The sequence below is a fragment of the Paenibacillus sp. FSL R10-2734 genome, from assembly GCF_037963865.1.
Taxonomy (GTDB): domain Bacteria; phylum Bacillota; class Bacilli; order Paenibacillales; family Paenibacillaceae; genus Paenibacillus_AQ.
Window position 1 is genome coordinate 5408245 of sequence record NZ_CP150170.1, and the last position, 26280, is coordinate 5434524.

24 protein-coding genes are annotated in these 26280 nt (G+C 47.0%); 1 reads left to right on the top strand and 23 read right to left on the bottom strand.

Annotation, left to right across the window (positions count from 1 at the left end; all coding sequences use genetic code 11):
- Nucleotides 1-48: 48 nt before the first annotated feature.
- Nucleotides 49-600: a hypothetical protein gene (locus tag NSS67_RS23710; RefSeq protein WP_339316083.1), complete on the top strand. Its 552-nt coding sequence runs from the start codon at nucleotides 49-51 to the stop codon at nucleotides 598-600.
- Nucleotides 601-994: 394 nt separating this feature from the next.
- Here NSS67_RS23710 and NSS67_RS23715 read toward each other — a convergent pair whose 3' ends face one another.
- From NSS67_RS23715 to NSS67_RS23825, 23 genes are all read right to left on the bottom strand, one after another.
- Entirely contained in the window at nucleotides 995-2248 is a 1254-nt protein-coding gene (locus tag NSS67_RS23715; protein ID WP_339316084.1) for a stalk domain-containing protein, read from the bottom strand.
- A gap of 159 nt (nucleotides 2249-2407) precedes the next feature.
- Nucleotides 2408-3358, bottom strand: coding sequence for a nucleoside hydrolase (locus tag NSS67_RS23720; RefSeq protein ID WP_339316086.1), 951 nt, complete (start codon nucleotides 3356-3358; stop codon nucleotides 2408-2410).
- Nucleotides 3355-3675: a hypothetical protein gene (locus tag NSS67_RS23725; RefSeq protein WP_339316087.1), complete on the bottom strand. Its 321-nt coding sequence runs from the start codon at nucleotides 3673-3675 to the stop codon at nucleotides 3355-3357. The genes NSS67_RS23720 and NSS67_RS23725 overlap by 4 nt, the downstream gene beginning before the upstream one ends.
- 117 nt (nucleotides 3676-3792) lie before the next feature.
- Nucleotides 3793-4974 carry a MalY/PatB family protein gene (locus NSS67_RS23730; RefSeq protein ID WP_339316089.1) on the bottom strand — a complete coding sequence of 394 codons (1182 nt, stop codon included), beginning with the start codon at nucleotides 4972-4974 and terminating at the stop codon, nucleotides 3793-3795.
- 126 nt (nucleotides 4975-5100) lie between these two features.
- On the bottom strand, nucleotides 5101-6171 hold the full coding sequence (locus NSS67_RS23735; RefSeq protein WP_339316090.1) for a dihydrodipicolinate synthase family protein: 1071 nt from the start codon (nucleotides 6169-6171) through the stop codon (nucleotides 5101-5103).
- Nucleotides 6171-7187 (bottom strand): NAD-dependent epimerase/dehydratase family protein, encoded by a 1017-nt coding sequence (locus NSS67_RS23740; protein ID WP_339320683.1) that lies wholly within the window; start codon nucleotides 7185-7187, stop codon nucleotides 6171-6173. Before NSS67_RS23740 ends, NSS67_RS23735 begins: the two co-directional genes overlap by 1 nt.
- A gap of 328 nt (nucleotides 7188-7515) precedes the next feature.
- Nucleotides 7516-7677: a hypothetical protein gene (locus NSS67_RS23745; protein ID WP_339316091.1), complete on the bottom strand. Its 162-nt coding sequence runs from the start codon at nucleotides 7675-7677 to the stop codon at nucleotides 7516-7518.
- A 545-nt stretch (nucleotides 7678-8222) separates the two neighbouring features.
- Complete coding sequence (locus tag NSS67_RS23750; protein WP_339316092.1) at nucleotides 8223-10010, bottom strand: IlvD/Edd family dehydratase; 1788 nt, start codon at nucleotides 10008-10010, stop codon at nucleotides 8223-8225.
- 55 nt (nucleotides 10011-10065) lie between these two features.
- The gene (locus NSS67_RS23755) at nucleotides 10066-10905 is read right to left on the bottom strand and encodes an amidohydrolase family protein (RefSeq protein WP_339316093.1); all 840 of its coding nucleotides are present in this window, start codon (nucleotides 10903-10905) and stop codon (nucleotides 10066-10068) included.
- A gap of 12 nt (nucleotides 10906-10917) precedes the next feature.
- Complete coding sequence (locus NSS67_RS23760; RefSeq protein WP_339316094.1) at nucleotides 10918-11826, bottom strand: fumarylacetoacetate hydrolase family protein; 909 nt, start codon at nucleotides 11824-11826, stop codon at nucleotides 10918-10920.
- Nucleotides 11827-11846: 20 nt separating this feature from the next.
- Entirely contained in the window at nucleotides 11847-12617 is a 771-nt protein-coding gene (locus tag NSS67_RS23765; RefSeq protein WP_339316095.1) for an SDR family NAD(P)-dependent oxidoreductase, read from the bottom strand.
- Nucleotides 12618-12634: 17 nt separating this feature from the next.
- Nucleotides 12635-13528: an SMP-30/gluconolactonase/LRE family protein gene (locus NSS67_RS23770; protein WP_339316096.1), complete on the bottom strand. Its 894-nt coding sequence runs from the start codon at nucleotides 13526-13528 to the stop codon at nucleotides 12635-12637.
- Nucleotides 13529-13549: 21 nt separating this feature from the next.
- Entirely contained in the window at nucleotides 13550-14317 is a 768-nt protein-coding gene (locus NSS67_RS23775; protein WP_339316097.1) for an SDR family oxidoreductase, read from the bottom strand.
- Between the two features lie 18 nt (nucleotides 14318-14335).
- Entirely contained in the window at nucleotides 14336-14992 is a 657-nt protein-coding gene (locus NSS67_RS23780) for an RraA family protein (protein ID WP_339316098.1), read from the bottom strand.
- A gap of 42 nt (nucleotides 14993-15034) precedes the next feature.
- The gene (locus tag NSS67_RS23785) at nucleotides 15035-16039 is read right to left on the bottom strand and encodes a Gfo/Idh/MocA family oxidoreductase (RefSeq protein ID WP_339316099.1); all 1005 of its coding nucleotides are present in this window, start codon (nucleotides 16037-16039) and stop codon (nucleotides 15035-15037) included.
- Nucleotides 16039-17037 (bottom strand): Gfo/Idh/MocA family oxidoreductase, encoded by a 999-nt coding sequence (locus NSS67_RS23790; protein WP_339316100.1) that lies wholly within the window; start codon nucleotides 17035-17037, stop codon nucleotides 16039-16041. The genes NSS67_RS23785 and NSS67_RS23790 overlap by 1 nt, the downstream gene beginning before the upstream one ends.
- Nucleotides 17038-17069: 32 nt before the next feature.
- Nucleotides 17070-17975, bottom strand: coding sequence for a Gfo/Idh/MocA family oxidoreductase (locus NSS67_RS23795; RefSeq protein WP_339316101.1), 906 nt, complete (start codon nucleotides 17973-17975; stop codon nucleotides 17070-17072).
- Between the two features lie 47 nt (nucleotides 17976-18022).
- A complete protein-coding gene (locus NSS67_RS23800) occupies nucleotides 18023-19087 on the bottom strand; it encodes a glycosyltransferase family 4 protein (RefSeq protein ID WP_339316102.1) in 1065 nt (354 codons plus the stop codon).
- Nucleotides 19088-19125: 38 nt separating this feature from the next.
- Nucleotides 19126-20991, bottom strand: a complete 1866-nt coding sequence (locus tag NSS67_RS23805; RefSeq protein ID WP_339316103.1) for a WD40 repeat domain-containing protein — start codon at nucleotides 20989-20991, stop codon at nucleotides 19126-19128.
- Nucleotides 20988-22052, bottom strand: a complete 1065-nt coding sequence (locus tag NSS67_RS23810; protein ID WP_339316104.1) for a zinc-binding alcohol dehydrogenase — start codon at nucleotides 22050-22052, stop codon at nucleotides 20988-20990. Before NSS67_RS23810 ends, NSS67_RS23805 begins: the two co-directional genes overlap by 4 nt.
- Before the next feature lie 64 nt (nucleotides 22053-22116).
- A complete protein-coding gene (locus NSS67_RS23815; protein WP_339316105.1) occupies nucleotides 22117-22995 on the bottom strand; it encodes a carbohydrate ABC transporter permease in 879 nt (292 codons plus the stop codon).
- A 70-nt stretch (nucleotides 22996-23065) separates the two neighbouring features.
- A complete protein-coding gene (locus NSS67_RS23820; protein WP_339320684.1) occupies nucleotides 23066-23926 on the bottom strand; it encodes an ABC transporter permease subunit in 861 nt (286 codons plus the stop codon).
- A 214-nt stretch (nucleotides 23927-24140) separates the two neighbouring features.
- Complete coding sequence (locus NSS67_RS23825) at nucleotides 24141-25799, bottom strand: extracellular solute-binding protein (protein WP_339316106.1); 1659 nt, start codon at nucleotides 25797-25799, stop codon at nucleotides 24141-24143.
- Nucleotides 25800-26280: the final 481 nt, after the last annotated feature.

Here is a 26280-nt window from a genome sequence, read left to right on the forward strand (position 1 = left end):
TTTATTGTAAGCTAAGATAACTCATGTAGAACTCTAGGAAGGAACCTAATGATGAAGAGAATCATCCTAAACGCACTCATTATCTTAATCGTCATATTTACTACAGGCTGTACATCTATCGCCGATACGGTTGATACACCGCTATATTCAGGAAAAAGTTTATCCCTAGGTGTTGTTGGCGAAATCCCGAAAATAAGAGAAGAACATGTACACTTCACAAATATTTCTTTTGATGAGTTAGAAGATTATTCAACACTCTCCTCTAAATATGATGCCGTAGTGATTATGAAGGAGCATCTACAAGAAGCTGACGACAACAAGTATATTAAAGTATATACCAATGCAGGTGTTCCTTTCTTCTTTATTGAAGCTACGAAATCATTTATGCCGTTTGTTCTTGAAGATGTATCCTTTGAGCACTCTTCTTTAACAAATTTTAATTATGATATGTATGTCACGGGCTATTTTCAAACTGGTGAAGCATATAAATCTTGGGGATACGGACTTTACAACGACAAAGTTAATGAACCCAATATTAAAGATGTTTACTCACGGATATTCACCACGATCGAATCCATCGAGAATGGTACGTATAAATAAGTAATTAGGGAAAATCTCCCTAAAAAAGTCGTGAAATTGCTCCAAATCGAGCTTTTTAGGGAAAACCTCCCTAATTAATGGGCGATTACCTCGATTAATAGCGTTTTCAACATATAATTAGGGAGGTTTTCCGCAATTGTTAATTTGGAGTTCGTAAGCAGCATATAATCAGGGAGGTTTTCCCTAATTGTCAGCCTAGCGAGCTCAAGGACCAGCTTAAGCTGCTTTGATAGATGACTCAATTCAACAATTCCTCTTTTTCGCGTTTACTAATTACCGAAACGGCTATACTGCCTGCAGCTTCCATTTCAACATAACAATGCTTATCTTTTTAAGAAAAAAAGCTGCCCGCAAGCGCTGGCAGCCTTTTTCTTTTGATACGTATCATAAATTCCTACAACTCCACCGATTTACCCATCTCATTCCAGACAGGCTGTCCAATCAAGCCCACGCGCCAGATGGCGATCCCTTTAAGGCCGTATCGTTTGGCAAGTCCAACCTTGGAATTTACAGAAGTTTCGTTCTCACTGTATACAGAGATACCGAGAATCAGCTTATCCTTACTCACTTGCTGAAGTGCAAGCCGGATGCCTTCATCAACTAAACTCAATGGCTCTGGAATTTTTTTCTCTTGCAAATAATCATAAGCCATAATGACCAAATCGTCTGCAAGGCTTCCTAAAGTCTTGTAATCATAACCTTTATAAGAGCTGTTTAATGGATGAAGAATAACGGTAAGCTTAAGACCTGCTGCATGTGCTTTTTGAGACAGATTCTTCACAAAAGCATTATAATCCGCTTGCACCTTTGCTTTATCTCCCGTTAGACCCAGTCCTTCGAGATCCAGTGTGATGCCTTGGAATCCCTTTTGTGTAGCCAGATCAACGATTCCTGTAATCGTCTGCTCTTGTAGCACTTTATCTTCTAGATTCTTCGTGAGCTCCGCTGCAGTATCACCAGAAAAGACCATCAGAGATGGAGCTGTTCCACCAGCTGCTGCATTTGAGATAATAGACTCTGGGGTTACATCCCCTGCAGCCTGAGGCCATCTAAAGTCAGTACCTGTCGTAGTAAATTTTCCACTTTTATCAATTCCGCTCCAACCAAAAGCTACCGCATCAAAGCTAGGAAGCATTGAAATTTCACTGTATGAGCTAAGTGCATAGAAGCCCAGCTTGTACATATCCGTCTTTGGTGAAGTAATCGATACCGTCTTCGTCGTTTGATTCCAAGCTACGCCCGCACCAAACTGCTGACCGAAGAAGCTAAGTGGAATCATCGTGTTATTACGGATCGTTTGCGGAGCAACGCCTAGCTTCACAACATCGCCGTTTACACCTGCATTTTTGCTACCGAGGGTCAAGGTAACTACTTTAGTCCCCGCTGTATCCTTCTTGGTCGCGGTAATTTTCTTAAGCGCTTGATTCCACTCTACGTTGATCCCCAGTGCTTCAGATATCGCCCGGAATGGAACCATCGTTGTTCCGTTCATCACAACAGGCTCTACTGGAAAAGGTAGTGGATAACCATCCAGTACAATACTAACTCCCCCTGCGGGCGCTGCTTGTGTAGTACTGTGGAATAAAGCTGTGGTGCCGCCTAGCGAAATCGCCAGACATAAGACTAATTTACCAATCCGCTTGTTCATGACTGTTAAGTCTCCCATCTTCGATGATATGAAGTGTAATCTCTTAAACTCTTTATATGTCTTCTACCATTTTACCAAAGATTATCCAATTGTAAAATTAATAGATTATCATCTACGAGCTTCGAAACTATTATTCATACCTAAAAGAGGTTGGCTAAACTACATAAACACGCTCAAAAAGGTTCCCACCGCCCGTTCAGCATCTACATCTATAGCAACTTGGATAGGGCGACCGACTTTCGGCTGAGCCCGTAAATCAGCTACGACCATTCCCGATGTAAACTCACCTTTGTGCTCCACACGGACATTCATCTCTTTATAAGTTACTAGATCAGGTTGCAATGCAACCATAAGCGCGAGTGGATCATGTAGCGGTGCGCTGTTAATCAAAAAATTCGCTTCACGGTAGAAATTAAAATAATGAGTGAGCGATTGTTCCATAAACGAAATGATCGCTTTATTTTCTTCACGTCCAAAACGATTTAATAAATCGATATGCTCTTGAGTGATCCGCGTCTTAAGTGTAACGTCTAGACCCACCATCATAATTGGAAGTCCGGATGTAAACACATGGTCAGCAGCTTCCGGGTCTCCAGCAATATTCGCTTCTGCAACCGGTGTTCTATTGCCAGGATTGAAGATCGTACCGCCCATTACCACTACTTTTTTCAACGAATCCTTAATACCTGGGTCCATATCAAGCGCCAGCGAGAGGTTAGTCAGATGTCCCAGTGTAACTAATACAATTTCACCAAGGTTCTCGTTGGCCATCCGTATGATAAATTCAGACGCGGTTTCGTCGATTGGACGCTGGGTAGATGCAGGAATTTCCACGTTACCGATGCCGTTCTCACCATGCACATGGGTTGCGAAGCCCGAGCTCTCACGAACTATTGCCTTGGAGGCTCCAATGGCTACAGGAATCTCATAACCAGGCTTAGCAAGCTCAATCAGACGCAGTGAATTGTCCGCCGCCTTTTCAACATCAATATTCCCAAAAACAGTTGTAATTCCTTCTACAATCACGTTTGGAGCGCGTAAGGCATATAGAATTGCTAGTGCGTCGTCAATACCTGTGTCAGCATCAATAATAATTCGTGTTTTGCTCATTTATGTTCTCTCCCATTATGCAATGTCGTAGTTCTTTTCATTTCCTGTTCTTTAAAAGCATTGATAAATTCCTCAGGATCACACGCTATTAAATAAGTATATACGCCCTTACTCGTGTATAGATAGAACATACCCTCTGAACCTCCCATTGAGCGATAGGACATATCTGAGATATCTTTTATTGGAAATTCACGATGACGAGTCACGACTCTATCTTTGTACAGATACATTAACCTATTACATGGAAAACTTCGTTGTTCTCCATCCTTAATTTCCCTCTGTATTTTATAATACGGAAGCTGAGCTACCCATTTCATTTGAAGTCCTCCTGCTTGACGTAATGGACTCCATTTTATTATTCTTTTTACCTTTTTGCAAAATAAAGAAGCTCGACGATCCCCTTAGAAGGAATCATCAAGCTTCAGGAATACCTTTTATTTCGCTGTATAAGCTACGGCTGCTCGGCAAAAGCGTTCTAAAGCTTCAACTAGAATAGATCTAGGACAAGCTAGGTTGATCCGCAGATGACCTTGTCCCTCAGTTCCAAAGACAGAGCCTTCATTAAAAGCGACTTTAGCCTCTTTGTACATCAGCTGTTTAAGTCCATCTATATCCAGATTCAACCCGCGGCAATCTACCCATAGCAGGTATGTGCCTTGTGGTTGCATCACTTGGACCTGTGGTAAATGCTCTGACAGATAGCTAATAGCATAGTCCACATTGCCTGACACATACTCTAAAAGCTCGTCCAACCATTCTTCTCCATCATTATAAGCAGCTTGTACTGCATCTTGGGCGAAGAAGCTAGCCATATGTAAGCTCAGGGTTTTCATTTTTTGATCAAATTTAAGTTTCAGTTCTGGATTCGAAGCCACGATAAAGGAAGATTGAATCCCCGGGAGATTGAAGGTTTTGGTCGCAGCAAGCGTGGTGAGCGTAATATTCGCAATTTCCTCAGATAAGGACGCAAAAGGGATATGCTCATAGCCTGGAAGCGCCAAATCACAATGGATCTCATCAGAGATTACGGTCACTCCGTAACGCAGACAGAGTTCACCAAGCTTAAGTAGCTCTTCTCTTTCCCATACTCTACCACCCGGATTATGCGGACTGCATAGCAAGAGCAGCTTTGCTCCACCTTTCATCAGCCCTTCCAATTGCTCATAATCCATCTCGAAGCGTCCATTACGGATCACAAGTGGATTCTTGGCGACCTTCCGATCATTCATTTTGATTACATCATAGAAGGGATAATAGACTGGCGACTGTAAAATAACCTCGTCCCCTGGCTTGGTAAACAGCTCAACGGAAAGACTTAAAGAAGTTACAATTCCGGGAGAATCCGAAATCCATTCCGATTTAATTTCCCAATCATGCCGTCTTCTGAACCACGAAGTGATAGCTTCTTTATAAGTGTCACTAGGCACACTGTAACCGTAAACCCCTTGTTCTGCGCGGCGCAGAATCGCTTCCTTCACTGCAGGAGGACTTTCAAAATCCATGTCTGCCACCCAAAGTGGCATAATATCTTTCTCACCAAACAACTTCTCGGACTGGTCCCACTTGTAAGAACGTGTATTACGGCGGTCAATTACGCGATCGAAATCATACTTCAATTAAAGTCACCTCATCCTTATAAACTTGTCCCTTATTGTATCATGAGGAGGAGGATATCGCACTCTGGATAAGAAAGAACGCACTTGTCGAAAGTGCGCCCTCCTTAACTCAGATACAACTATGTGTTATTGCAGCCACTCTTCCAAATGAGCTGCCACAAATTCATCATCCACCAGATGGAGATAGTCTCTGCGCACTCTGTTGATTTCCTCCATTTGCCCCGGTGACAATTGCTCCTCCGGATTTAGACACCATAAACCTTCAAGCAATCCTTGTTGGCGAAGCACCTCATGAATACCCGGAATACAGCCATGAAAATGATGCGCGGGATCAAATATCGCCGCATTGCTGTCCGTCACTTCAGCCCCAAGCGTCAGCCAATTGGATGGTAACGAGGGTTCATTTCGGATCTTTTTGATCTCATTAAGCAGCTGTACTGCTCTGCTCGTCCAGACCGCCCAGTGACCAAGTAGGCCACCGACTATTTTTTTCTCAACGGACTTACCGTTCACCTTAAACCGGAAGGTCGTGAGCAGATCGTTGACAATATTATCATCATTTCCGGTGTAAAGAGCAATTTCTTCGCTACGGCTGGATTCAAGCACGGCCCTGATTACATCCAGCGTCTGATATCGATTGAACGGCGCCATCTTTATGGCGATTACCCCTTCTATTTCAGCGAATGCCTTCCAAAAATCAAAGCTTAAAATCCGTCCTCCCACCGATGGCTGGAGGTAGAAACCAAATACAGGAATCACATTTGCTACTCTGCGTGTTCGTTCCAGCAGTTCTTCTTCACTTAAAGATTGTAAGCCTCCCATACTGAGCAGTCCTGATTCATAACCAAAGCTTGCAGCAAGGCGCGCTTCAAGAACAGCCTGCTCCGTCCCACCGCAGATACCCGCTACTTTCATGAATTGGCGATCTAGCTGGGCACGTTCCACCTCTTCCGCAGCTAAACGAAGAACTGGCTCTAGCAGTCCGATTTCAGGGTTCCTGATCTCAAATTGAGTGGAATGCACTGCAACCGCGATCCCACCCGCTCCGGAAGCAAGATAATAGCGGGTAAGTGCCCGCTGGCGTCGCTCATCTAGCTTACGTTCTTTAGTTAAGGCGAGGGGATGCGCGGGAATCGCCAACCCATCATGAAGCGCAGCATACAATTCAGTGGTTAATGCTTTTCTTGTCAGCGTCATCAATATTTGCCCTCCCGCTCCTGAAAATGCGTCGGTTTATTCCAGGTTTCTCCGCCTTGTCCTACCCAATCGCTAATCCAGTCGATCATTTCGGCCAGCGATACCCGCGGATAACCAAAGGTGGCAGCGGCTTTCGCCGCGTTACTCAACAGTGCGGTAGGCGCTTCTTCACCTGTAAAGATCGGCTCAATGCCTAACTTTCGGCCGAATTCATTCGCAGCCCAGCGCAGAGACAATGTCTCCGGTCCGGTAATGTTCATGACATTAGGCGGTGAACTGCAACGCAATAGCGCTCGCAATGCGATTTCATTCGCATCCCCTTGCCAAATCACATTGGCATGACCCATCGTAATATCTATTGGGAGGCCATCCCTAACCGATTTAGCCAGCTCCAGCAACACGCCATACCGCAGATCAATGGCGTAATTTAGCCGATAAATGAACATTGGCGTTCCATTTTTATGAGAGAAATGTTCAAAAACACGCTCCCGTCCCAAACAAGATTGCCCATACTCCCCGTTCGCGTTCGGAGAAGTTCTTTCCGTTGCTCCTCCTTGGCTGACCGGAGTGAATGGATAGACATTGCCTGTAGAGAACACAACAATCCGAGAATTACGGAACCGTTCCGCTACGCGTCCCGGCAGATAGGCATTCATCATCCAAGTGAAATGCTCATTCCCGGTCGTGCCGAATTTATTCCCGGCCATATAGAGAATATTTTGGGTTTCAGGGAGTGCCTGCAGTGCCTTATCGTCAGACAAATCAGCAGAGATAATCTCGACACTGGCCTCTTCAAGCTCTCGTCTCAGCTCGTTATTCGAGAACCGGGATACACCGATGACTTTCTTGTCTAGCCCTGCTTGGCGAATCGCATTCACCGCCAGCCTTGCAAGACTGGGTCCCATCTTGCCCCCCACGCCTAGCAGCATAATATCTCCATCGAGCTGGGCTAGTTCCTCAAGCAGTGCTGCTGACGGACTTGCCAAGCGGTCCTCCAACTCTTGAACGGTTCGCATCATTGAACTCTCCTCTCAGTTGACTCTGGTTTGTCGCTTTTACCACAAATGACCTCATAGCTTGGTGTAATTGGAAACATTGCTTGCTGTAATTGGAAGCCTAAATCGCGGTAATTAGAAGCAATGCTTACTGCGATTAGATACTAGCTTCTGCAATCAGAAACTAGCTCGCTGTAATCGAAAAATATATAGCTAAATTCACAAACTATCTAACTACATTCAATAACCATGCTCGCTTCAATCACAAACTATCTAGCTACATTCAGGAGCTAACCCCCTGGTTACAAAATGCGCACTAGAATTTCCCATTTCATCGCTAAAAATGAATCTATTGCACTTCAAACATCAGATTCCAACCATAAGCTCGTTTAGTGGTGATTATCTGAAATTCCATTGCAGAAATTGCAATAGAATCAAAGTTCAGCCCCTCTAGAGCTGAATCTATTGCATAAAATGCAATCAAAGCAATCAAACCAATCAAACCAATCAAACCAATCTCTCAAGTCCACCCTGTTCAGTCAGACAATTTAGTAAATTTACACTAGCCCTTGTCGTAGTGTAACTTAGGCGCTCGCCACGCAACCCGACGTCGGGCCAGTTCCCCATCCGATACCTTCAACTCTAAACGTCTCGTGGAAATATCCAACTTGTTTCGTCACCATCCTGCACAAGGGTCAGCGTTCCGCCAATAGCTACTTCCGGAGCGGCAGATACGTACGAGGTGCGCTACGTGCGATACACGCGATACGTGCGAGACGTGCGAGACGTGCGAGACGTGCGATACTTGCGATTAGTACGATACGTGCGATTAGTACGATACGTGCGATATAAGTGTATTTCGTACACTTATTTCAACTTCTGTTCCCGTAGATGGCAATTTAGTTGTATTATCTGCAATTAAAAATCCAAAATGAGCCTACAAACCACGGTATGATAAGATTTAGTTGCATTAAGTGCAATTAAAATCCAAATTAGACGATTACGATATAGAGTAGTTGTATAAAGTGCAGCTATTTCACCTTAGCATGCATTAGTTTATTTCAGTCTCGGCGATTCCATCTTGCGCATCGACTCCATCTCGCCCAGCAATTCTTCCCTAAGCTCCGCAGGGAGAAGAAAGTCAAAATCACAACCAAGGTTAGCCTGAAGCACCCGCTCATGAAACAGCAAGCCATACCCTCTGTCGTAGTGCGGTTTGGGCGCTTGCCATGAGACCCTCCGTCTGGCCAATTCCTCATCCGACACCTTCAGCTCCAAGCGCCTCGCGGATATATCCAGCTCAATTTCGTCGCCATCCTGCACAAACGCCAGCGTTCCGCCGACAGCAGCTTCCGGCGCCGCATGTACAATCAATGCGCCATAGGAAGTACCGCTGATCCGTGCGTCAGAGATGCGGACCATGTCGCGTACGCCTTGCTTCAGCAGCTTTTGCGGAATCGGAATTTGTCCGATCTCCGGCATCGCTGGGGCGCCCTTCGGTCCTGCGTTCTTAAGCACTAGCACACTGTTCTCATCCACGACCAGATCAGGATCATCGATCCGCTCGTTTAGATCGGCCGGGCTCTCGAACACTACTGCGCGTCCTGTATGCTTTTTGAGATGAACAGATACAGCGGTTTGCTTGATCAGCGCCCCATCCGGCGCCAGATTCCCGCGCAACACGGCTATCCCACCTTGGCTGTCCAGCGGTTCCTCCAAGGTACGAATCACATCTCGGTCCAGCGTTGCCTCCTGAACCAGATTTTCTGTAATCGTTCTGCCTGTTACAGTCAAGCAATCCCCGTGCAGCAGCGGCTCCAGCTCCTTCATCAGCGCCGGTACACCACCTGCCTCGAAATACTCCTCCATCTGATATTTGCCCGAAGGACGCAGGTTCAAAATGAACGGTGTCCGGCTACTGATCCGGTCAAATGTCTCCAGTGGCAGCTTCATCCCGAGCCGCTGGGAGATCGCTACTAAATGGATGATGGCGTTCGTCGAGCCGCCGCTCGCCATCGTAACTGTGATCGCATTCTCTATCGCCGCTGCAGTCATGATATCGCGGGGGCGGATATCCTTGCGAACCAACTCGACGATCTGCTTGCCCGTTCGCTCAGACATATGTCTGCGTCGGCTATCCGGCGCCGGGATAGCCGCACAGCCTGGTAACGCCATGCCGATCGCTTCGGCGATCGAGGCCATAGTACTGGCTGTGCCCATCACCATGCAGTGACCGTCACTGCGGCAAATAGCATTCTCTGCAACAGCCAGCTCTTCGTCACTTATATTTCCGGCTTTATGCTCCAGCGTAAAGCCATAACAATCTGTGCATGCTCCGAGGCTGCGACCACCCAGACGGCCGTTTAGCATAGGCCCGCCTGTCAGCACAATGGCTGGGATATTAGCGCTAGCGGCTGCCATCAGCTGAGCGGGTACTGTTTTATCGCATCCCCCAAGCAGCACTACGCCATCAATGGGATGCCCTTTCATCATTTCTTCCGTATCCATCGCCATCAAATTACGCAGCAACATCGTTGTAGGCTTCACATAAGGCTCACCGATCGAGATCGTCGGGAATTCCATCGGCACCCCACCTGCCTGCCAAACGCCGCGCTTCACATAATCCACCAATTCATTAAAATGGGAATGGCATTTATTCAGCTCACTAAACGTGTTGCAAATGCCGATCACTGGCTTGCGAAGATCCTCTTCGGTGTATCCCATAGACTTCGTGAAGGAACGATGGATAAATCCCCATAAATCTTTTTCCTGAAAATACGCCTCGCTCTTCAACTTACCACCGGATTCAGCCACACTCTCCTCGCTGTCCCTGCACTCCGCCATGACTCCAACTCCTTTTAACAACCTCGCTTATAGGCCTTGACCAAGCATAAACGCCTCAAACAAACCCTAGAATTTCCGGTGTTAGACGATGTATTATGTTCTCGATAAAATTCTGCGGTATGTGCGGAAGCTTTGTTCCCTCCACTAGATCATTGATATGGAACAGAGCATCTAACATCTTTTGTGTCCCAAAGAACGGATAATCCGACCCAAACAGTATTTTATCTTGCACCCCGTATTCCATCGCAGATACCAGTGCATTGTAGAATTGCCAAGGCCTGCTTCCTAACGCAGAAACGTCCATATAAAGGTTAGGATGCTTGCGTACCAGTGAAATACATTCATCAATCCAAGGATGGCCCATATGTGCCACAATCATCTTCAGCTTCGGAAAAGCACGGGCAATCGGATCCAGCATCGCTGGCCTTGAAGCATCCAAATACCCCTCCGGCACAAATGAGGTTCCCTGATGCCAAAGTATAGGCACATCCAGCTGTTCTGCTTTGGCATAGAGGGCATAATGCTTAGGATCATCAGGGTAAAAATTCTGATAGATAGGGGCAAGCTTCAGCCCTTTTAGCCCCATTTCACGGATCGCAGTCTCAAATTCAGCAACACAGTCCAGATGATTGGGATCTACACTCGCAAAACCGAATAATCGATCTGGATCCGTGCGACAGTAATCTGCGACATAAGCATTTGGCACAACCAGTCCCGTTGCATGCGCAGCCATGGCCAGTACGATAGCACCAGAGAAGCCTTCCAAATTATTACGATGCTGCTCGGGGGTTGCTTCAATATTCATTTCCGGTCCCCAAGCTCGTTTGATCGCCTCATCCGTAGGTCCTGAGACCATTCCCGGTCCAAACAAATGGGTATGACAATCGAAGATCATCACTACTCCCTCCTATTCGCTAATCATCGTATTTGTAATGGCACCAAGCTTCTCAATTTGGACCGTGACCACATCACCTGCTTTCAAATAGACCTGTTCCTCTGGAGGGTAACCCATCACTACGCCTTCTGGTGTTCCAGTCAGGATAATATCCCCCGGCGAAAGCGTCATGCACTGGGACACATAGCTAACAATCTGCTTACAATTAAAAATCATGTCCGAAGTGTTGGAGTTCTGACGTAGTTCTCCATTCACCGTGCACTGAATATCGAGCTGATTGGGGTCTGCCACTTCATCCGCAGTGACTAAATACGGCCCAATAGGTGAAAATTTATCGCAAGACTTTCCCGCTAGCCATTGACTCGTCCGCATCTGTAAATCACGCGCCGACAGATCATTTGCAGCACAATATCCGAAGACATAATCCAGTGCCTCTTCCTCAGTCACATATTTCGCGGTTCGCCCGATGACGATGCCAAGCTCTGCCTCGTAGTCCACCTTCTGGCTGGTCCGCGGAAGCGGAACTTCTGAGCCATGTCCAGTTAGTGTATTGTTAAATTTATTGAACAAAATGGGATACTCGGGAATGGCCATCCCTGTCTCTTCCGCATGTCGGCGGTAATTTAGACCAATACAGATGATTTTGCTGGGATCAGTAACACAGGGACCGAATGCTAATTCATCTTCCTGTTTCAGCCAGGATGGATTCACTTCTCCTTCAGGCAACTCATTCACAAAAATCCTCAGTTGGTTAAGCGCATCCTCCCCACCATCAAGCAATTGCCTAACCGTTACTGGAACTTCCATCCGCCCCGTCCGAGTGGATAATGCAGTGTGTGCCGCCGCAATGTCCACTACACCGTGGTCTGTTAGAACGCCCATATGATAATCCTCTTTTTGCAAAAAGGTAATTAGCTTCATCTATAAAACTCTCCTTCACTTTATGCATTTTTCCCGAAGACAAGGCCCCCATCCACGTATAGAGGCGAGCCCATCATAAATCCCGACTCATCGGAAGCTAGAAATAGCGCAGCTCTTGCCACATCCTCAGGCTTGCCGAGCTCGCCGCTAAGCTGTCTACGTTTTATGGCCGCAATAGAAGCCTCGGGATCCTGTGATTCCTTCAAATATCCTTCTACAAACGGAGTCATAATCGTACCTGGCAGCAGCGCATTTACACGAATGCCGTATGGTGCATAATCGACCTGCATCGCCTTAGTTAATGATAGTACTGCGCCCTTAGAAGCACTGTAGGAAGCTCGCTCTGCGACTCCGATTTCAGCGATGCCCGAGGACATATTAATGATAGAACCCTTCTTGCTCTTCATCATATAAGGGAGGACAGACTTGCAGGTTAAGAACACACCTGTCACATTTACCCGCATGACCTTCTCCCACACTTCCTCGGCGACCTCATGTACTGCACCCACGCCACTGATCCCCGCATTATTAAAAAGCACATCGATATGACCAAAAGCATTAACAACCTGATCAGCCATTGCGGCAGTACTGCTAGCATCGGTAACATCGCAGAGTATGAACAGCGCATTCCCACCCAACGCCTCTATTTCAGCAACAGCGGCTTTTCCTGAATCCTCTTGGACATCGGCAATGACTACCGTCGCTCCTTCTGAAGCGAATAATGCGGCCGTGCTTTTTCCAATCCCCGAGCCTGCTCCAGTTATAATGACGATCTTATCTTTGAGTCGCATCACTTTGCCTCCTTATCCTACTCCTTAGCTTGAAAGTTTCCGGGCAATAGACCACTCACCCCTGGCTTAGCCATAAACAATCCGCCAGCAAACGGATAATCGCGCAGCTCCTTCTCGTGCATCCCAATTCTCGCAGTTGTAATGTAGAGCTCTGTTAAATCACTTCCGCCAAAAGTACATGAGGTCACCAGCGATGCTGGAACTCGGATAAGTCCAATTTGCTCACCCGTATGCGGGTTCCATCGTGATACACAGCCGCCGCCCCAATGAGCAACCCAAAGCATGCCTTCGCCATCTATCGTCATTCCATCTGGATATCCTTTAGTCGTAGGGATTTGGAACGCTACTCTTCGGTTACTTATACTTCCAGACTCTTCATCATAATCAAATACATCTACCTGCCTCGTCGGTGTATCAATGTAATACATCTTGCTTCGCGTATAGTCCCAAGCCATTCCGTTCGAACAGCCGATGCCGGATAACACTTGGCGAGTGAAGCCATCAGGCTCTACAACGTAAAAGCCTCCGGAATCCGGCGCTTCGTCGTTCAGGCTTATCGTTCCCACCCACAGTCGGCCTTGTCGATCACATTTGGCATCATTCAATCGGTTGAGGGGTATCTCCGCTTCTATTGAAGTTAGCTGAACAAGAGAATCATCCGCTTGAGAGAGATAGACTCCATCCTCCATAGCCAATGCAAGTCCCCCCGAAGTAGTTGGAATCACTGCGCTGATCATCCGGTCGAAGGAGCGGACTATTTCATTACCCGTGATCCGGTTGTATATTCTAAGCTTTCTTCTCGTAACATCAACCCAGTAAAGCTGATTGGATTCGGCATCCCAATGCGGCCCTTCACCAAGCTCAGCCTGAGCATCAACAATCAATTCTGCCTGAAATTCTGTACTTTTCAAAACGTTCACTCCTTCTTATTTCTATAGCTCACTACCATTCGCCAAATGTCCACCATCCACACGAATGGTTTCTCCCGTTACATAGGAGGCTTCGTCAGAAGCCAGAAAAAGAAATACATTCGCGGCTTCCCTAATGGTTGCCGCTCGTTTCATCGGTGTATGCTCCGAGTACGCTGGGAGCTTCGAAGCTTCGCGCAGCTTGCGGTCGAGGGGTGTATCCACGAATCCCGGTGCTACTGCGTTTACCCGGATCCCATATGGCGCCAGCTCCACTGCCATAGATTCGGTTAGCAGTACAACAGCAGCCTTAGAAGCATTGTAATGCGCGAGCTCGGAGCTTGCCGCCAGACCATTTTTGGAGCTCATATTAATAATGGCGCCACCGCCACCCTGAGAAATCATTTGTCTTACTGCAAGCTGCCCGATTAAAAACACGGCCCTTACATTGATATCAAATACTGCATTCCAGTGCTCAACCGAGATATCGAGAAAGTGTTCACGAAAGGCGATTCCGGCATTGTTCACTACAATATCTATCCCCCCGAACCTTTCAAAGGCTCGGGCAACGGATTGTTCCAGCTGTGACACATCGCGAAGATCACATATCTCCACTGCAGCCTTTTCACCATAATCCTTCAAGGTTTCAAGGGCAGTAAGAAGTTCACCTTCACTTCGGTCCAGCAAGACCACCTGAGCGCCTTCTTCCAGAAATCGATGGGCGATTCCGAGTCCAATCCCTCTTGCTGCCCCTGTGACCAGCGCTCTTTTACCAGCCAGCCTCATGTTCATCACTCCCTCGGTTCTTGATCAAAGCACTCCGTATTTATCGTAGACCTGTCGCAAGGTATATCCTTCGAGCAGTTCATCCCGTGTATGATTCTCACGAGTCACTTTATCCATCGCCAATTGGAACACTTCATCGATGATAGCGCCTGGGATCACGACGACTCCATCACGATCACCAAAGATCACATCCCCGGGATGCACCATCACGCCACCGCACAGCACTGGAATGTCATAATCGATAACAATTCCGCGCCCTTGAGAATCCACAGGTTTGGTCCCGGTAGCAAAGACAGGAAAGCCGAGCTCCAGAATTTTGGCAGTATCGCGGATTAACCCATCTACAATCGCTCCGCGGCCGCCCCTCATTTTGGAAGCAGTAGACAGTAGCTCTCCCCACAGTCCGTTCTGCCGCGATTCATTCGTACAGCCGATGACAATCTCGCCGGGCTTGACGCTGTCCACCGCCTCAATCTCCTTCGTGTAAGGATCTTCCGGCAAATGATGAATATCCACAGACAGAATAGTCTTTGCTCTTCCGGCGATGATCCAGGCAGGATCTATCGGGTTAATATTTTCACGCATCACTTGATTACGATAGCCCAATTGATCCAGCGTATCAGAGATTACCGCAGAGTAGAGCTTTTCACACATGCTGTCGAACAATTCCTGATCCTTCATAGGCGGTTCCATCCTCCTCAAAGTTAGGTGCTTACAGCTTCCTCATTTATTTAAGCGCACAGGTTGGCCTGCATGAACAGATTGATAAGCGGTAAGTGCAACCTCTGTGGACCTTAGTCCGTCTACTCCTGAAATCGGCACCTCCACTCCTTCTATAAGCGCCTGTACAAAAGCCTTCAGCATCAGTTCATTCATATCATCACCCCAGAAGGACCAGTTCCCTTTACCAGATGCTCTTCCGTATACATTGTTTTTTTGATTAAAAGCATCAATGGAGATGACACCTTTAGTGCCAATGATTTCTAGGGTCACATCCCCCCATGTCGGGAAGCCGGGATTGCGTGACCAGCTCGGATCGAGCACACCGAACACACCATTCTCAAAAGTTACATGCACCATTCCAGCATCATCAATCGTCCGCTTGCGCTCTGGATCGAACAAGGTATCCGCATAGGCATAGACCTGATCTACGGGAGAACCAGCGAACCAGTTCATTAAATCCATTACATGTACGGTGTGATCTAGTACAGCACCACCCCCTGAGAGAGTTTCCTCAGAGAACCATTTCGGTCCCGGAAAAGAACCACGATTTGTTCCTTTAAATGCAATAATCTCACCAATATCGCCGCGATCCAGCGCTTCTTTGGCTCGCACAACCGGAGTCAGGAAGCGACAAGGAAAGGCTGTCATGAGCTGCACTCCCTCTTCAGAGCAGACCGAAATCATACGTTGCATTTCTTCCACCGACAGACCTAGAGGCTTCTCGCATAGTACATGCTTGCCCGCTCGAGCCGAAGCGATCGTTAGCTCGGCATGATAGACATTCTCTGAGCAAATAATTACGGCATCTATATTCGCATCAGCCAGAAGTTCCTTGTAGTCAGTATAATAGGGTATCGAATGACGTTCTGCGAGCGCTTGTGTCCGCTCCGGCACCTCATCAGCAATTCCACCGACCGTCACTTCAGACATGTGCAGTAAACTTGCCAAATAGTCAAAAGCATGCGCATGCGCGAAACTGATCATGCCAATATTCAAACGGCTCATTAAATATCCCCCTTCGCTTCAAGCTTCACGGGTTTATGGGTCATTGCCGATTGCTGAGCGGCTTCAGCCCAGCGTACAGCTTCCAGTGCATCCTGCGCAGTGACTATCGGCTCTTCACCACTTGTTAGACAGCTTAGAAAATGCTCCAGTTCCAAATAATACGGATCCTTCAGCAGCACACTCGAAGGCGTCTCCACAAATCCCGATGTAGAGCCTGTCGTAATCACCTTGCGAATATGCAGACTTTCGCCATCGCCGGTCCCGCCTGAGATGATTCCTTCCGCATCCGCATATTCAAAGGAGGAATGGAACGACCCGGGATAACCCCAAAATGCTTCAAGCTGTGCAATGGTTCCGTTCTTGAAACGGAAAGTAGCTGAGGCATAATTTATATCTTCCGACTGGTGCTGGAACGCATATACTTCACGGGCCTCACCAAAGGCCCCACGAATGTAATCAATATCGTGAATCATTAAATCCATAATGACGCCACCGCTAAGGAGTGGATCTCGAAACCATTCTTGCACGTTTCCAGGATGCGAACCCGCCCGTTTAGCATGGTATATTCCGCCTTGATCACTCCCAAGCTGCTTTATTCCCTCTGCAAGCTGTCTGTAAGAAGGAAAGAAGCGAACGACATGGCCCACAAACAAACTCACACCGCGTTCGCTACAGTAGCGAATAGCTTCTTCCGCTTCCTGCGAACTGAGTGCGATCGGCTTCTCACAGATTACATGCGCGCCATGATCAGCTGCAATCCGTACCAGTGATACATGTAAATAGGTCGGCACAGCAACACTGACCACCTCTGGCTTCACTTGCTCGAGCATCTCTTGTACGGATGTAAAATAGCTAACACCTACTAAATTTCCTAGCACCTCAGCTGCTTTTTCAACGATATCACATACGGCGACAAGCTCCACTTCAGGCATGGACTTGTAACGATCCGCATGAACAGTTCCCATGCCGCCGCATCCGATTACTGCTGTCCTAATCAATTCACTTCACTCCTTCCAGATTGTGCTCTCCTTTACAGACGAACATCAGTCCCACTTACCCGACTTTCGTTGGCCGCTTCAATGAAGCGAATCAGCTCCAGTGTTAGAGAAGGTCGTATCGGTGGTGCATCTCCTCGTGCCATAGCTATAAAGTTCTTCAGCAATTGCTGATGTCCTGCGTTGTAATTTGCTCCGAGCGCGTTAATTCCGTTACTGCCCCGTTCACGGTGCAGTACAATATAGAAATCAGATCCGCCCGTACGGTTCCCGCGAATTGTCCCGATCCTCCCGTCTTTCCACTGACCGACAACCCATTCTTGCGCATCGCTACAGACGGCACGTACAGAATAACAGCCTTCTCCAAGTGCGGCATATAACATCTCAACAGAGTGTATGCCGTACCAGAACAACCCCGGCTGTGTGGGCTGGAGGTCGAGCGGTCCAGAGCAATCCGCTCCTAGAATAGTCCCTGCGGTATCATCCTTCAAAAGTGCCGCTAACGGTTCGCCAAATCGAACCATGGAGCTGGAGAAAAATGGCGTGCCATACCTCTCCGCCAATTCCACAATCGCCTTCGCATCTTCAGAGGTGACAGCTAACGGCTTATCAATAAATACCGGCTTTCCGTAAGGAGCCAGCACCTCGAACTGTTCCTTGTGAACTCTCCCATCTACAGAAGTCAGCAGGATCGCATGGGATCTCTCCGCAACCTCTGCTATAGAATCGAGCAGTTCAACACCATAGCGTTCCTGCAATTCACCGCTAATCGGCTTCACTCGTGAATAGCTTAGCTCGAAATCAGGAGAACCCGCTGGATAACCGTATTTTAGCTTTCCACCCGGAACATGTAACGGGTGAGTAATATCGTTTAGCAGCGCTGCGAAAATCCTGCTATGTGAGGTGTCCATTCCTACCATACCGATCTGCAGTTCTTCCATTTCAACAACACCTCTTATTCGGTTGACAACCTCATAGCGCGATCCACCTACTTAAGAATTAAACGTTCTTCTCTGAAACGCTCAAGTAATTCCATGTATTCTCTTCCCACTTGTTCGATGCTGTAAGTAGTTCTGGCTTTCTCTTCTCCCAATGACTTCAAGCCTTCTCTCAGGCTGTCCTGCTCCAACAATAGGCTCAATTTGTCCACACATTCCGCTTCATTGCCTGATTCGTATAAGGAAACACTTAACGGACCATCCAATAATTCCGGCAACGCCCCTACCTTCGGGACCACTACCGGACATCTGCAGGCCATCGCTTCCAGTACAGTCATGCCAAAAGATTCATTCATTGAGGTACTAACATATAACCCACCACTCTGTGCAACTGATGAATAATAGCTATGCATCTCATCGTAACCCACTTTGGGAATCCACTTAAAATGCTTAATCCCCTGCTGCTCTACCTTTACCATTAGCTGTTTCTTAATCTCTTCGGGAGCTGTGTACCCCCCAACAAGCATGAATCGCAGCTCTGGCATCTTAGCATTCAGCTTTCCAGCAATGTTCAAATAGGACGACCAGTTCTTGTGATCATCCAGTTTACCCACCCACATAATCGTGGCAGGATCCTGCTCAGTACCCGCTTCGTATCGAAACAAATCGGTATCCAGGCAATTATTAATATGATAAGCACCCACTATGCCGATGCTGTCCAAATAATCCTTCATGTAAGCGGATGGAGTGATCACATAGTGAAAAGGCAGACTATCTTTCGTTGCGGCCAGCTTCTGCAGGGGTTCGGAATAGGTGGTATGTACCTCATGAATAATAACCTTTCCCTCCTGTACAGGCCCAAGCGCTTCATACAGTTCGTAAGTATCAATCGTAATAATGACATCGAAATCATAGGCTTCCATGTAGCTCTTAATTTCATCAACCGTCCCCAGAATTCGGACATGCTCATATCCTTCAAAAGCGCTCGCCCCACCATAATCCTCTAGAAAGGCAAAATGCACTTCCAAGCGGTGCCTCAAAAATTTAAGTCTATTCGCAAGTTGAGTGGTTACCCCACCCAGAATACAGAATTTATAAAAATATAAGATTCTCATACTCCCTCCACCCTTCGCCAAGGATAGTGCAGACCTGACTAGCGCATTCGATACAACGCTGTAGTTCTTGCAAAATACAGATCACCCTCACGGTCCATCGTCAGCAGCCGTGCATCGTCATCCAACACCTTAAGCTCCTCACTCAGCACATCAAACTTGAACAAACGATTTATCGACACGCCGTACAATACACCATCCTTGTAAAGCAGTTCATTACCACTACGCCAAAAATGAGTCACTGTCTCCCAATCCATCTTAAACAATGAATAAGTCTTCACAATTTGCTTCAGCTGAGGATCGAACTGAAATAACCGCCCTGCCGTCAAGCCCCATAGCTGCCCTACATCATCCAAAACTAAAGCAGAAATAGCCCGTTCCCCTTGCACCGGAATTCCTTCCCATACTTTGCAGCGACTTTGCATATCCCAAATCATTAGAGATGCATCCTGACGCTGAGGAGCAATCCCAAGTCCACCCCAAACAGACCCACCAGCGAACAACAAGTGATCTCGACTAGCCAAGGACACTACACTCTGCTGCGGCAAAAGATTTCTGAACACCTCATGCGTTCCGCTCGCAGGATGGTACAACGTGAGCGCACCTCCATGCCGTCCATAGGAAGGAACCGTGCCAATGGCCAACTCATCTCCTGCCCAAGCCCAAGCAAAAGGGCGGTCCTGCTCCTCTTCCTGTAGGGAAAAGAGTAGCTTTGGATTCTCACCTGGCTTCCATTCTTCGTACGGGTCGTATTTGAAAATATTCGCTCGCGGATATACACCTAGATAAAGACATTTCCTCCCAGCAAGCATACCTTCCGTCTGGCCAATGCCCCGATATGAAATGATCTCGTCGGTTATCGGGTCGAATCTGGCTAGCCCACCTGCGAAATACCCTCCGATATAAAGAGCATCATCAGGCCCGCTGGTCATGGACTGCAAATGGACCGATTGGCCTTGCAGCTCGAAGTCCTTAATCATATGTCGATCCGTCGCCGGATCGTAAATCCAGCACCTCCCGTCCCTGTACACACCGGTTAAGCATCGGCCATTGGAATTTAGAGGATGATTCTGGAGCCAACCATAATCTCCCGCAGGCTCAGGCATAGCTAATGAGGTAACGAATAAGCTTCCTGTCCGGATATCATAGCGCTGTAAATAGTCATCTTTAATGAAATACACATTTCCCTGCTCATCAGGAGGTGAAATACTAAGTCCACTCACATGATCTAGAATGTTGCCCCACTCCTGCTGTTCCAGATCATAAATGTACAACCGTGCAGATGGTGTGATTCGAGCAAATAGCTGACCATGAATGATATTCAAGTCATAAACCAGCTGCTCGCCTCGACATTCATCTGGTAGCGCAATTTCCGAGCGGCCTCCCGTCTCCGTATCCAGTACTACAATATGCGGAGATTGAGTACCCACACCCACATAGAGCATGCCGTTCCACGCTTCCATTGATCTAGCATACTGTTCTCCACTCACCATGGCGCCGTAATCTCTAAACACTCCTGTCGCTGGATCATACTGGAACACTTTCCCTCCAGGATAACATCCCCCATAGATCCTGCCTTGCTCATCCGCCGCCAATCGCCACGTATAGAATTCGCCGGGAATCATCTCACCCAGGTTCTCCACACCAGCTTCATGAGTGTACCTGTACAAAATGCCACTTCCCCCGATATACACCCCACTTGCTGTTAAGACTACCCCCCAGCAATGATCCGAGCCTTCCAGCTCGTAGCGTTCCACCGCTTTTTTCCCGCTGGGGTCTAGCACAAACAAGATACACGGACTTCCGGAAGAAACCGCGTATATCCAATCTACTCCTTGCCATGTTCCATAAGCCGAGGCCCAAACCGCCAAACCATTCAGTGGCTCACCGATCCGCAGTGCCTTCATCTGCTCCCGCCTTCTTTTGTCAGTCTTTCCTTCACCTTCGGTTCTGCCACTGAGACTGCCGCAGGATACGCTAATACCGCTCCCAACAGATCCACTGGGTCCTCGGCATAACGCCGAAAGGCCTCTTCACAGCGTTCGACTGGGAATATCGCACTAATCAATGGCTTCACCTGAATGTCCCCTTCGGAGATCAACCGAATGTATTCAGCCATATTTCGCCCTTCCGTCCACCGCACGTAGCCGTAAGGGTAGTCAACCCCCTGCCGCTCATAGATAGGATCATATCGTCCGGGACCTCCAGCTCTAGAAATCAGAACTTGAGCTTCCTTGCCGAACATCAGATCACGAGAGAAATCCGGCTTAATATCTCCGACCAACAGTACCTTGCCGCGGTCCCGTACCCACTCCAGTGCTTGATCAATAAGGTCACCAGTTTTGCCGCCTGCACATACGATGACTGCATCTGCACCCATGTCTCCCGTCAGGTTAGCAAGATGCTCCTTTACCTTCTCGGGGCTAGTAGCGATATGTCTAATTCCCAGGGTCTCGGCCACCTCGCAGCGCTCTGCAAGCAAATCATAGACGATCACTCGACAGCCTGCCGCCTTAGCGATCTGCGCAATTAACTGTCCAAGAATTCCGGCACCGATCAACACAATTGTCTCCCCGAACTGGGGTGCAACCTGCCTTACCGCATGGACTGCAATGGCTCCAAGCCCTACTGTCGACGCTTCCTCCGAGCTGATATGGTCAGGAATGGGCACCATCAGATGCTGTGGCATCAACAGCCATTCCGCATGCTTCGCATACGGTCCGCCATAGCAAGCTACCCGCGTTCCTTCCGGCCAGTGCTCCATTCCTTTCCCACGCGTGCGGATTACACCGGCTGCACTGTATCCAAGTACAATCTGTTGCGTACGGTGCAGACCATTCATCATCATTTCCGTTCCGGGGCTAATCGCCGAATATTCAGTCTGGACTAGTACAAATCCATCTTCAATGACTGGTGTCAGAACATCCGACATGCGAATCTGTCCTTCCTGAGATATTACCGCCTTCATATGTCTTCTCCTCCCGACTGCTTCAGAAACAATTCTGTCTCATGCAATGTCTTCTCTATGGCTGTTACTCCTTCAGCGCACCGATCATTACGCCTTTTACGAAATATTTCTGCAAAAATGGATAGATCATCAGAATCGGCACAGTAGCAATGATAATCGTAGCGAATTTAATAGATTCACTAATACGAAACACTTCATCTTGGGTAACGCCAGCCAGCATATTTTGCGCAGAGGATTGAATCAGGATTTCCCTCAAAATCAATTGAAGCGGGAATAAATTCCGATCCTGTAAATAAATCATAGCTGAGAACCAGCTGTTCCAGTGGCCTACCGCATAGAAGAGGGTCATAACCGCCAGAACCGGCATGGAGAGCGGAAGCACGATCCGCAGCAGAATTCTGAAATCATGTGCGCCGTCTATTTTGGCAGATTCAATCAAACTATCAGGAATAGATTGAAAGAAAGTCCGCATCACAATCAAATTGAAAGCACTAACCGCTCCTGGCAAAAGCAGCGACCACCGCGTATCATACAAGCCAAGCTCACGGACATTCAGATACGCTGGAATCAAACCTCCACTGAAAAACATCGTGAACACGATGAAAGCCATAATGATATTTCTCCCCTCCAGATTCTTTCTGGACAGAGGATAAGCGCCGAGTGTAGTTAGCACCAGATTAATCAACGTACCGACAATGACATAAAAGAAGGTATTTCCGTAAGCCGTCCAGACCCGCTCATCCTCAAATACCAGCTTGTAAGCATCCAGATTAAAGCCGATTGGAAAGAAGCTTACCTTCCCCGCAGCAATAGCATGTGCATCACTGAATGAGGAGACCAGCACATACCACATCGGGTACAGGAACAGGAAAGAACACAAGATCAGAAACAGCACATTGCAGCTGTCGAATATAATTTCACCCATACTGCGTTTCACAACCATTGTCTACCCTCCTAAAAGTCATTACATCATTGATTCTGCATCGCACAAAACTCGCATCGGAAGCCCATTTCTACCATAGGCTGCTTTCAGTTGTTTTCCGACTGATGCGGTTCGCTAGAACGAGCAATGTGAAGTTAATTACGGAATTGAATAACCCTACCGCCGCAGAAAAACTGTAATTCGCCTCCATCACACCTCGTCTATAGACAAATGTTGAAATAACATCTGCAGTGACGTAAGTTCCTGGATTGTAAAGCAATATAATTTTGTCCCAGCCCACATTCAGCAGGGTACCCACATTCAGAATCAAGAGGATTAGCACCGTAGGTAGGATCCCGGGCAGCGTTATATTCATTAGCTGCTTCCATCGCCCTGCCCCATCTACAACTGCAGCCTCGTACAGGCTCGGATTGATGCCAGATAACGCTGCTAAGTAGATAATTGAATTCCAGCCTAGGCTCTGCCACATGCCAGAACCCACATAGATCGTTCGAAACCATTCCGGCAGAATCAGGAACTGAATGGGCTCCGAGATCAGGCCGATGCCAAGCAACAAGCTGTTAATAATACCTCCGGGTTTGGTGAAATCAATAATCATCCCGCAGATGACAATCAGAGAAATAAAATGTGGCAAATATGACACGGTCTGTAGAAAGGACTTCAGCTTCTTGAGCCGCAGCTCATTTAGCAGCAGAGCAAAAGCAAGTGAAGCAGGAAAGATGAAGATCAGTGAGTAGAAGCTCATTAAGAAGGTATTTCTAAGCAGTCTGAGAAAATAATAGCTTTCGAAAAACTTCTCGAAATTCTTGAAGCCGACCCAAGGACTATCTGTGATCCCCAAGTAGGGATTGAAATTCTTAAAGGCAATAATCGCCCCATACATTGGCTTGTATTCAAAAATCAGAAAATATAAAACCGTAGGGAGTAGCATGAGATACAGATAGCGATTGGAGGCTATCCGCTTCCAGGGAATCGGACTCCTCTTGACCGGAAGCTTCCTGCTTTCAACTTTAGCGACTTTTACAGGTACAGCCATATAGTTCTCCTCTCCCGGACACTGGCGTTATTCATAGCAGTCATGTGGCGAGCGGTCACAAAGCAATCTCTGAACCGCTCGACCCATGACAACCTACTCACAAGCTGAATCATTTCCCTTTAAAGCGCTCGTATGCTACCTGGTACTCTTTTAGCACATCGTTAATTCCCATCTTCTCTAGCTGCGCAGTTACTTTGTCATAGTCTTCAATCTTTTGACGCCCCATGATCATGGCATTGATTGTTTCGGCTACATAGGTCTGAATATCGGCCATCAACGGAACAACTACATCGTTTTCTTCTGTTGTGAATTGAACTGGAGGCAACTTGCTGTCGAAATCAATATAGTCACTGTATAGCTCAAGTGGATTTTCTGTCTGCCCGTTAGCTTCTCGGATTTGTTCAGCATATCTGGTATCCGCTACCGTAGCCCAGCTTCCACCCCCGATCGTATGGTTCAGCAGCTCTTGCGTATTCGTCAGACCATTGGAAGGATGAGTTACTTCTTTCTTATAAATCGGTTCTCCGTTTACCAGATCATACGACTTGCCTTCAACTCCAAAGTTATTCAGCAAAATGCCTTCTTCTGAGTATTGATAATCCAGCCATTTCATCACTTCCTCAGGATGCTCAGTCCGCGAGGAGACCGCCAATCCATGTGCTGCTGCCTGCCAGCGGAAGGAGACATGTCGTTGATCACCATTTGGTCCTTTAGGTGGAGTTGCCGGAGCAATCTTGAAGGTTGGATGTTTGCCTTCCATTAGAGTAGTAAAGTTCCCCATGTAGGAGCCAGACCAACCAAACCATGCCCCTGCGACATCGGTAGTCACCTTCTCCGTCAGTGTCTGAAATGTGGTATCCACCAGATAGTTCGGGTCGAGCAACTGTTCATCGTAAAGTCGGTGTAGATAGGTTACAACATCCTTGAATCTTGGGTCGTTCGGGCCATATTTTACTTGGCCATTATCCACAAAGAATCCGTAGTCGACGCCAAAGGCAGGCGCGAATAACATCATGATATTTTCCAAGTTGACTGTGACTAGTGGAATTTCATCCTTCTTACCATTTCCATTGGCATCCTGCTCCCTAAATGCCTTGAGCATGTTATACCAATCTTCTGTAGTTTCAGGCATAGATAGACCTAACTTCTCTATCCAGTCTTTCCGCACTTGCGGGAACATTTGAGTGAGATCCTGTGAATCAAGAACGAGATTAGGTAGGTAAAAAATGTGGCCTTCAGGCGAAGTGATTTGTCCCCGGATATCCGGGTTGTCGTCGAGGATTTTCTTGAAGTTTGGCGCATTTTTCTCAATTAAATCTTCCAGAGGAAGCAGCGCTCCTTGTGTACCATATTTTCCGGAATCTGTGCCCCATAGATCATTGTAGATAATGTCGGGCAGCTTACCAGATGACATTAATAGACTGAAGGCTTCCGCACTGGCTTCTGTACTATGTTGAAAGTCGATATGAATGTTAGTGTTCTCTTCCATTTGCTGAAAGGATAATTTCTCATTAAAATTAGTTCCTCTGAAATTGCCGCCGCTTGGTGACCAAAGTGAAAGATCAAGCTTATCTGAGACAATCGGGAGCTGCAGACCGCCTACTGTTTTACCTTCCTTAGCGGGAGCTTCTGTAGCCTTCTGAACCTCCGCAGTTGGTTCTGCGGTTTTGCCCGCATTCGTATTCGAGCCGCCGCAAGCAGATACGAGTGTAACTAGTGACAACAGGACAGGCAGCAGGAGAACTAACTTCCTTTTAGCAACATTCATAATTCAACCCCCTATTAATAACTAAAAAATAAGATAATCATTATGATATATTCACTAACATCAGCCAGAAGGAATCAACTATACATTATTAAGTTTTTAAATGAATAACAATTCTGTAAAAATCCCTTTGTAGGGGATATCCTCCTTTCACCAGCCTTTTTTCTACTCAAATTAGACGAAAACATCTGTTCTGACTTCTTTTTGATTTACATATCAGAGTCTCAGACATTTCTTCACCCCTATCTGATATACATCTGATGTATTTTATTATATTTTCCAGCCTACATGATGTCAATATAATAATAAGAAATATCTCTAGTTAGTGTAATCTTATATAACATGTACCTGTCGCAAAATGTTGAAATCCCTCAAATTTAATAGAAAACGCTTACAAAAAATGCATTGCAAATAAACTAATTCTGATCTTATGAAGATTAAGTATAGTGTACAACTTCTGCTTTCTTTTATTTTAAAAAATACG

What these genes read in the sequence shown, in the direction of transcription:
- NSS67_RS23800 (WP_339316102.1), bottom strand. Translation starts at nt 19,087, where the DNA reads ATGAGAATCTTATATTTTTATAAATTCTGTATTCTGGGTGGGGTAACC.
- NSS67_RS23765 (WP_339316095.1), bottom strand. Translation starts at nt 12,617, where the DNA reads ATGCGACTCAAAGATAAGATCGTCATTATAACTGGAGCAGGCTCGGGG.
- NSS67_RS23715 (WP_339316084.1), bottom strand. Translation starts at nt 2,248, where the DNA reads ATGAACAAGCGGATTGGTAAATTAGTCTTATGTCTGGCGATTTCGCTA.
- NSS67_RS23720 (WP_339316086.1), bottom strand. Translation starts at nt 3,358, where the DNA reads ATGAGCAAAACACGAATTATTATTGATGCTGACACAGGTATTGACGAC.
- NSS67_RS23805 (WP_339316103.1), bottom strand. Translation starts at nt 20,991, where the DNA reads ATGAAGGCACTGCGGATCGGTGAGCCACTGAATGGTTTGGCGGTTTGG.
- NSS67_RS23755 (WP_339316093.1), bottom strand. Translation starts at nt 10,905, where the DNA reads ATGATCTTCGATTGTCATACCCATTTGTTTGGACCGGGAATGGTCTCA.
- NSS67_RS23795 (WP_339316101.1), bottom strand. Translation starts at nt 17,975, where the DNA reads ATGGAAGAACTGCAGATCGGTATGGTAGGAATGGACACCTCACATAGC.
- NSS67_RS23780 (WP_339316098.1), bottom strand. Translation starts at nt 14,992, where the DNA reads ATGAAGGATCAGGAATTGTTCGACAGCATGTGTGAAAAGCTCTACTCT.
- NSS67_RS23785 (WP_339316099.1), bottom strand. Translation starts at nt 16,039, where the DNA reads ATGAGCCGTTTGAATATTGGCATGATCAGTTTCGCGCATGCGCATGCT.
- NSS67_RS23825 (WP_339316106.1), bottom strand. Translation starts at nt 25,799, where the DNA reads ATGAATGTTGCTAAAAGGAAGTTAGTTCTCCTGCTGCCTGTCCTGTTG.
- NSS67_RS23740 (WP_339320683.1), bottom strand. Translation starts at nt 7,187, where the DNA reads ATGCGAACCGTTCAAGAGTTGGAGGACCGCTTGGCAAGTCCGTCAGCA.
- NSS67_RS23735 (WP_339316090.1), bottom strand. Translation starts at nt 6,171, where the DNA reads ATGACGCTGACAAGAAAAGCATTAACCACTGAATTGTATGCTGCGCTT.
- NSS67_RS23775 (WP_339316097.1), bottom strand. Translation starts at nt 14,317, where the DNA reads ATGAACATGAGGCTGGCTGGTAAAAGAGCGCTGGTCACAGGGGCAGCA.
- NSS67_RS23710 (WP_339316083.1), top strand. Translation starts at nt 49, where the DNA reads ATGATGAAGAGAATCATCCTAAACGCACTCATTATCTTAATCGTCATA.
- NSS67_RS23725 (WP_339316087.1), bottom strand. Translation starts at nt 3,675, where the DNA reads ATGAAATGGGTAGCTCAGCTTCCGTATTATAAAATACAGAGGGAAATT.
- NSS67_RS23750 (WP_339316092.1), bottom strand. Translation starts at nt 10,010, where the DNA reads ATGGCGGAGTGCAGGGACAGCGAGGAGAGTGTGGCTGAATCCGGTGGT.
- NSS67_RS23810 (WP_339316104.1), bottom strand. Translation starts at nt 22,052, where the DNA reads ATGAAGGCGGTAATATCTCAGGAAGGACAGATTCGCATGTCGGATGTT.
- NSS67_RS23815 (WP_339316105.1), bottom strand. Translation starts at nt 22,995, where the DNA reads ATGGTTGTGAAACGCAGTATGGGTGAAATTATATTCGACAGCTGCAAT.
- NSS67_RS23820 (WP_339320684.1), bottom strand. Translation starts at nt 23,926, where the DNA reads ATGCTACTCCCTACGGTTTTATATTTTCTGATTTTTGAATACAAGCCA.
- NSS67_RS23760 (WP_339316094.1), bottom strand. Translation starts at nt 11,826, where the DNA reads ATGAAGCTAATTACCTTTTTGCAAAAAGAGGATTATCATATGGGCGTT.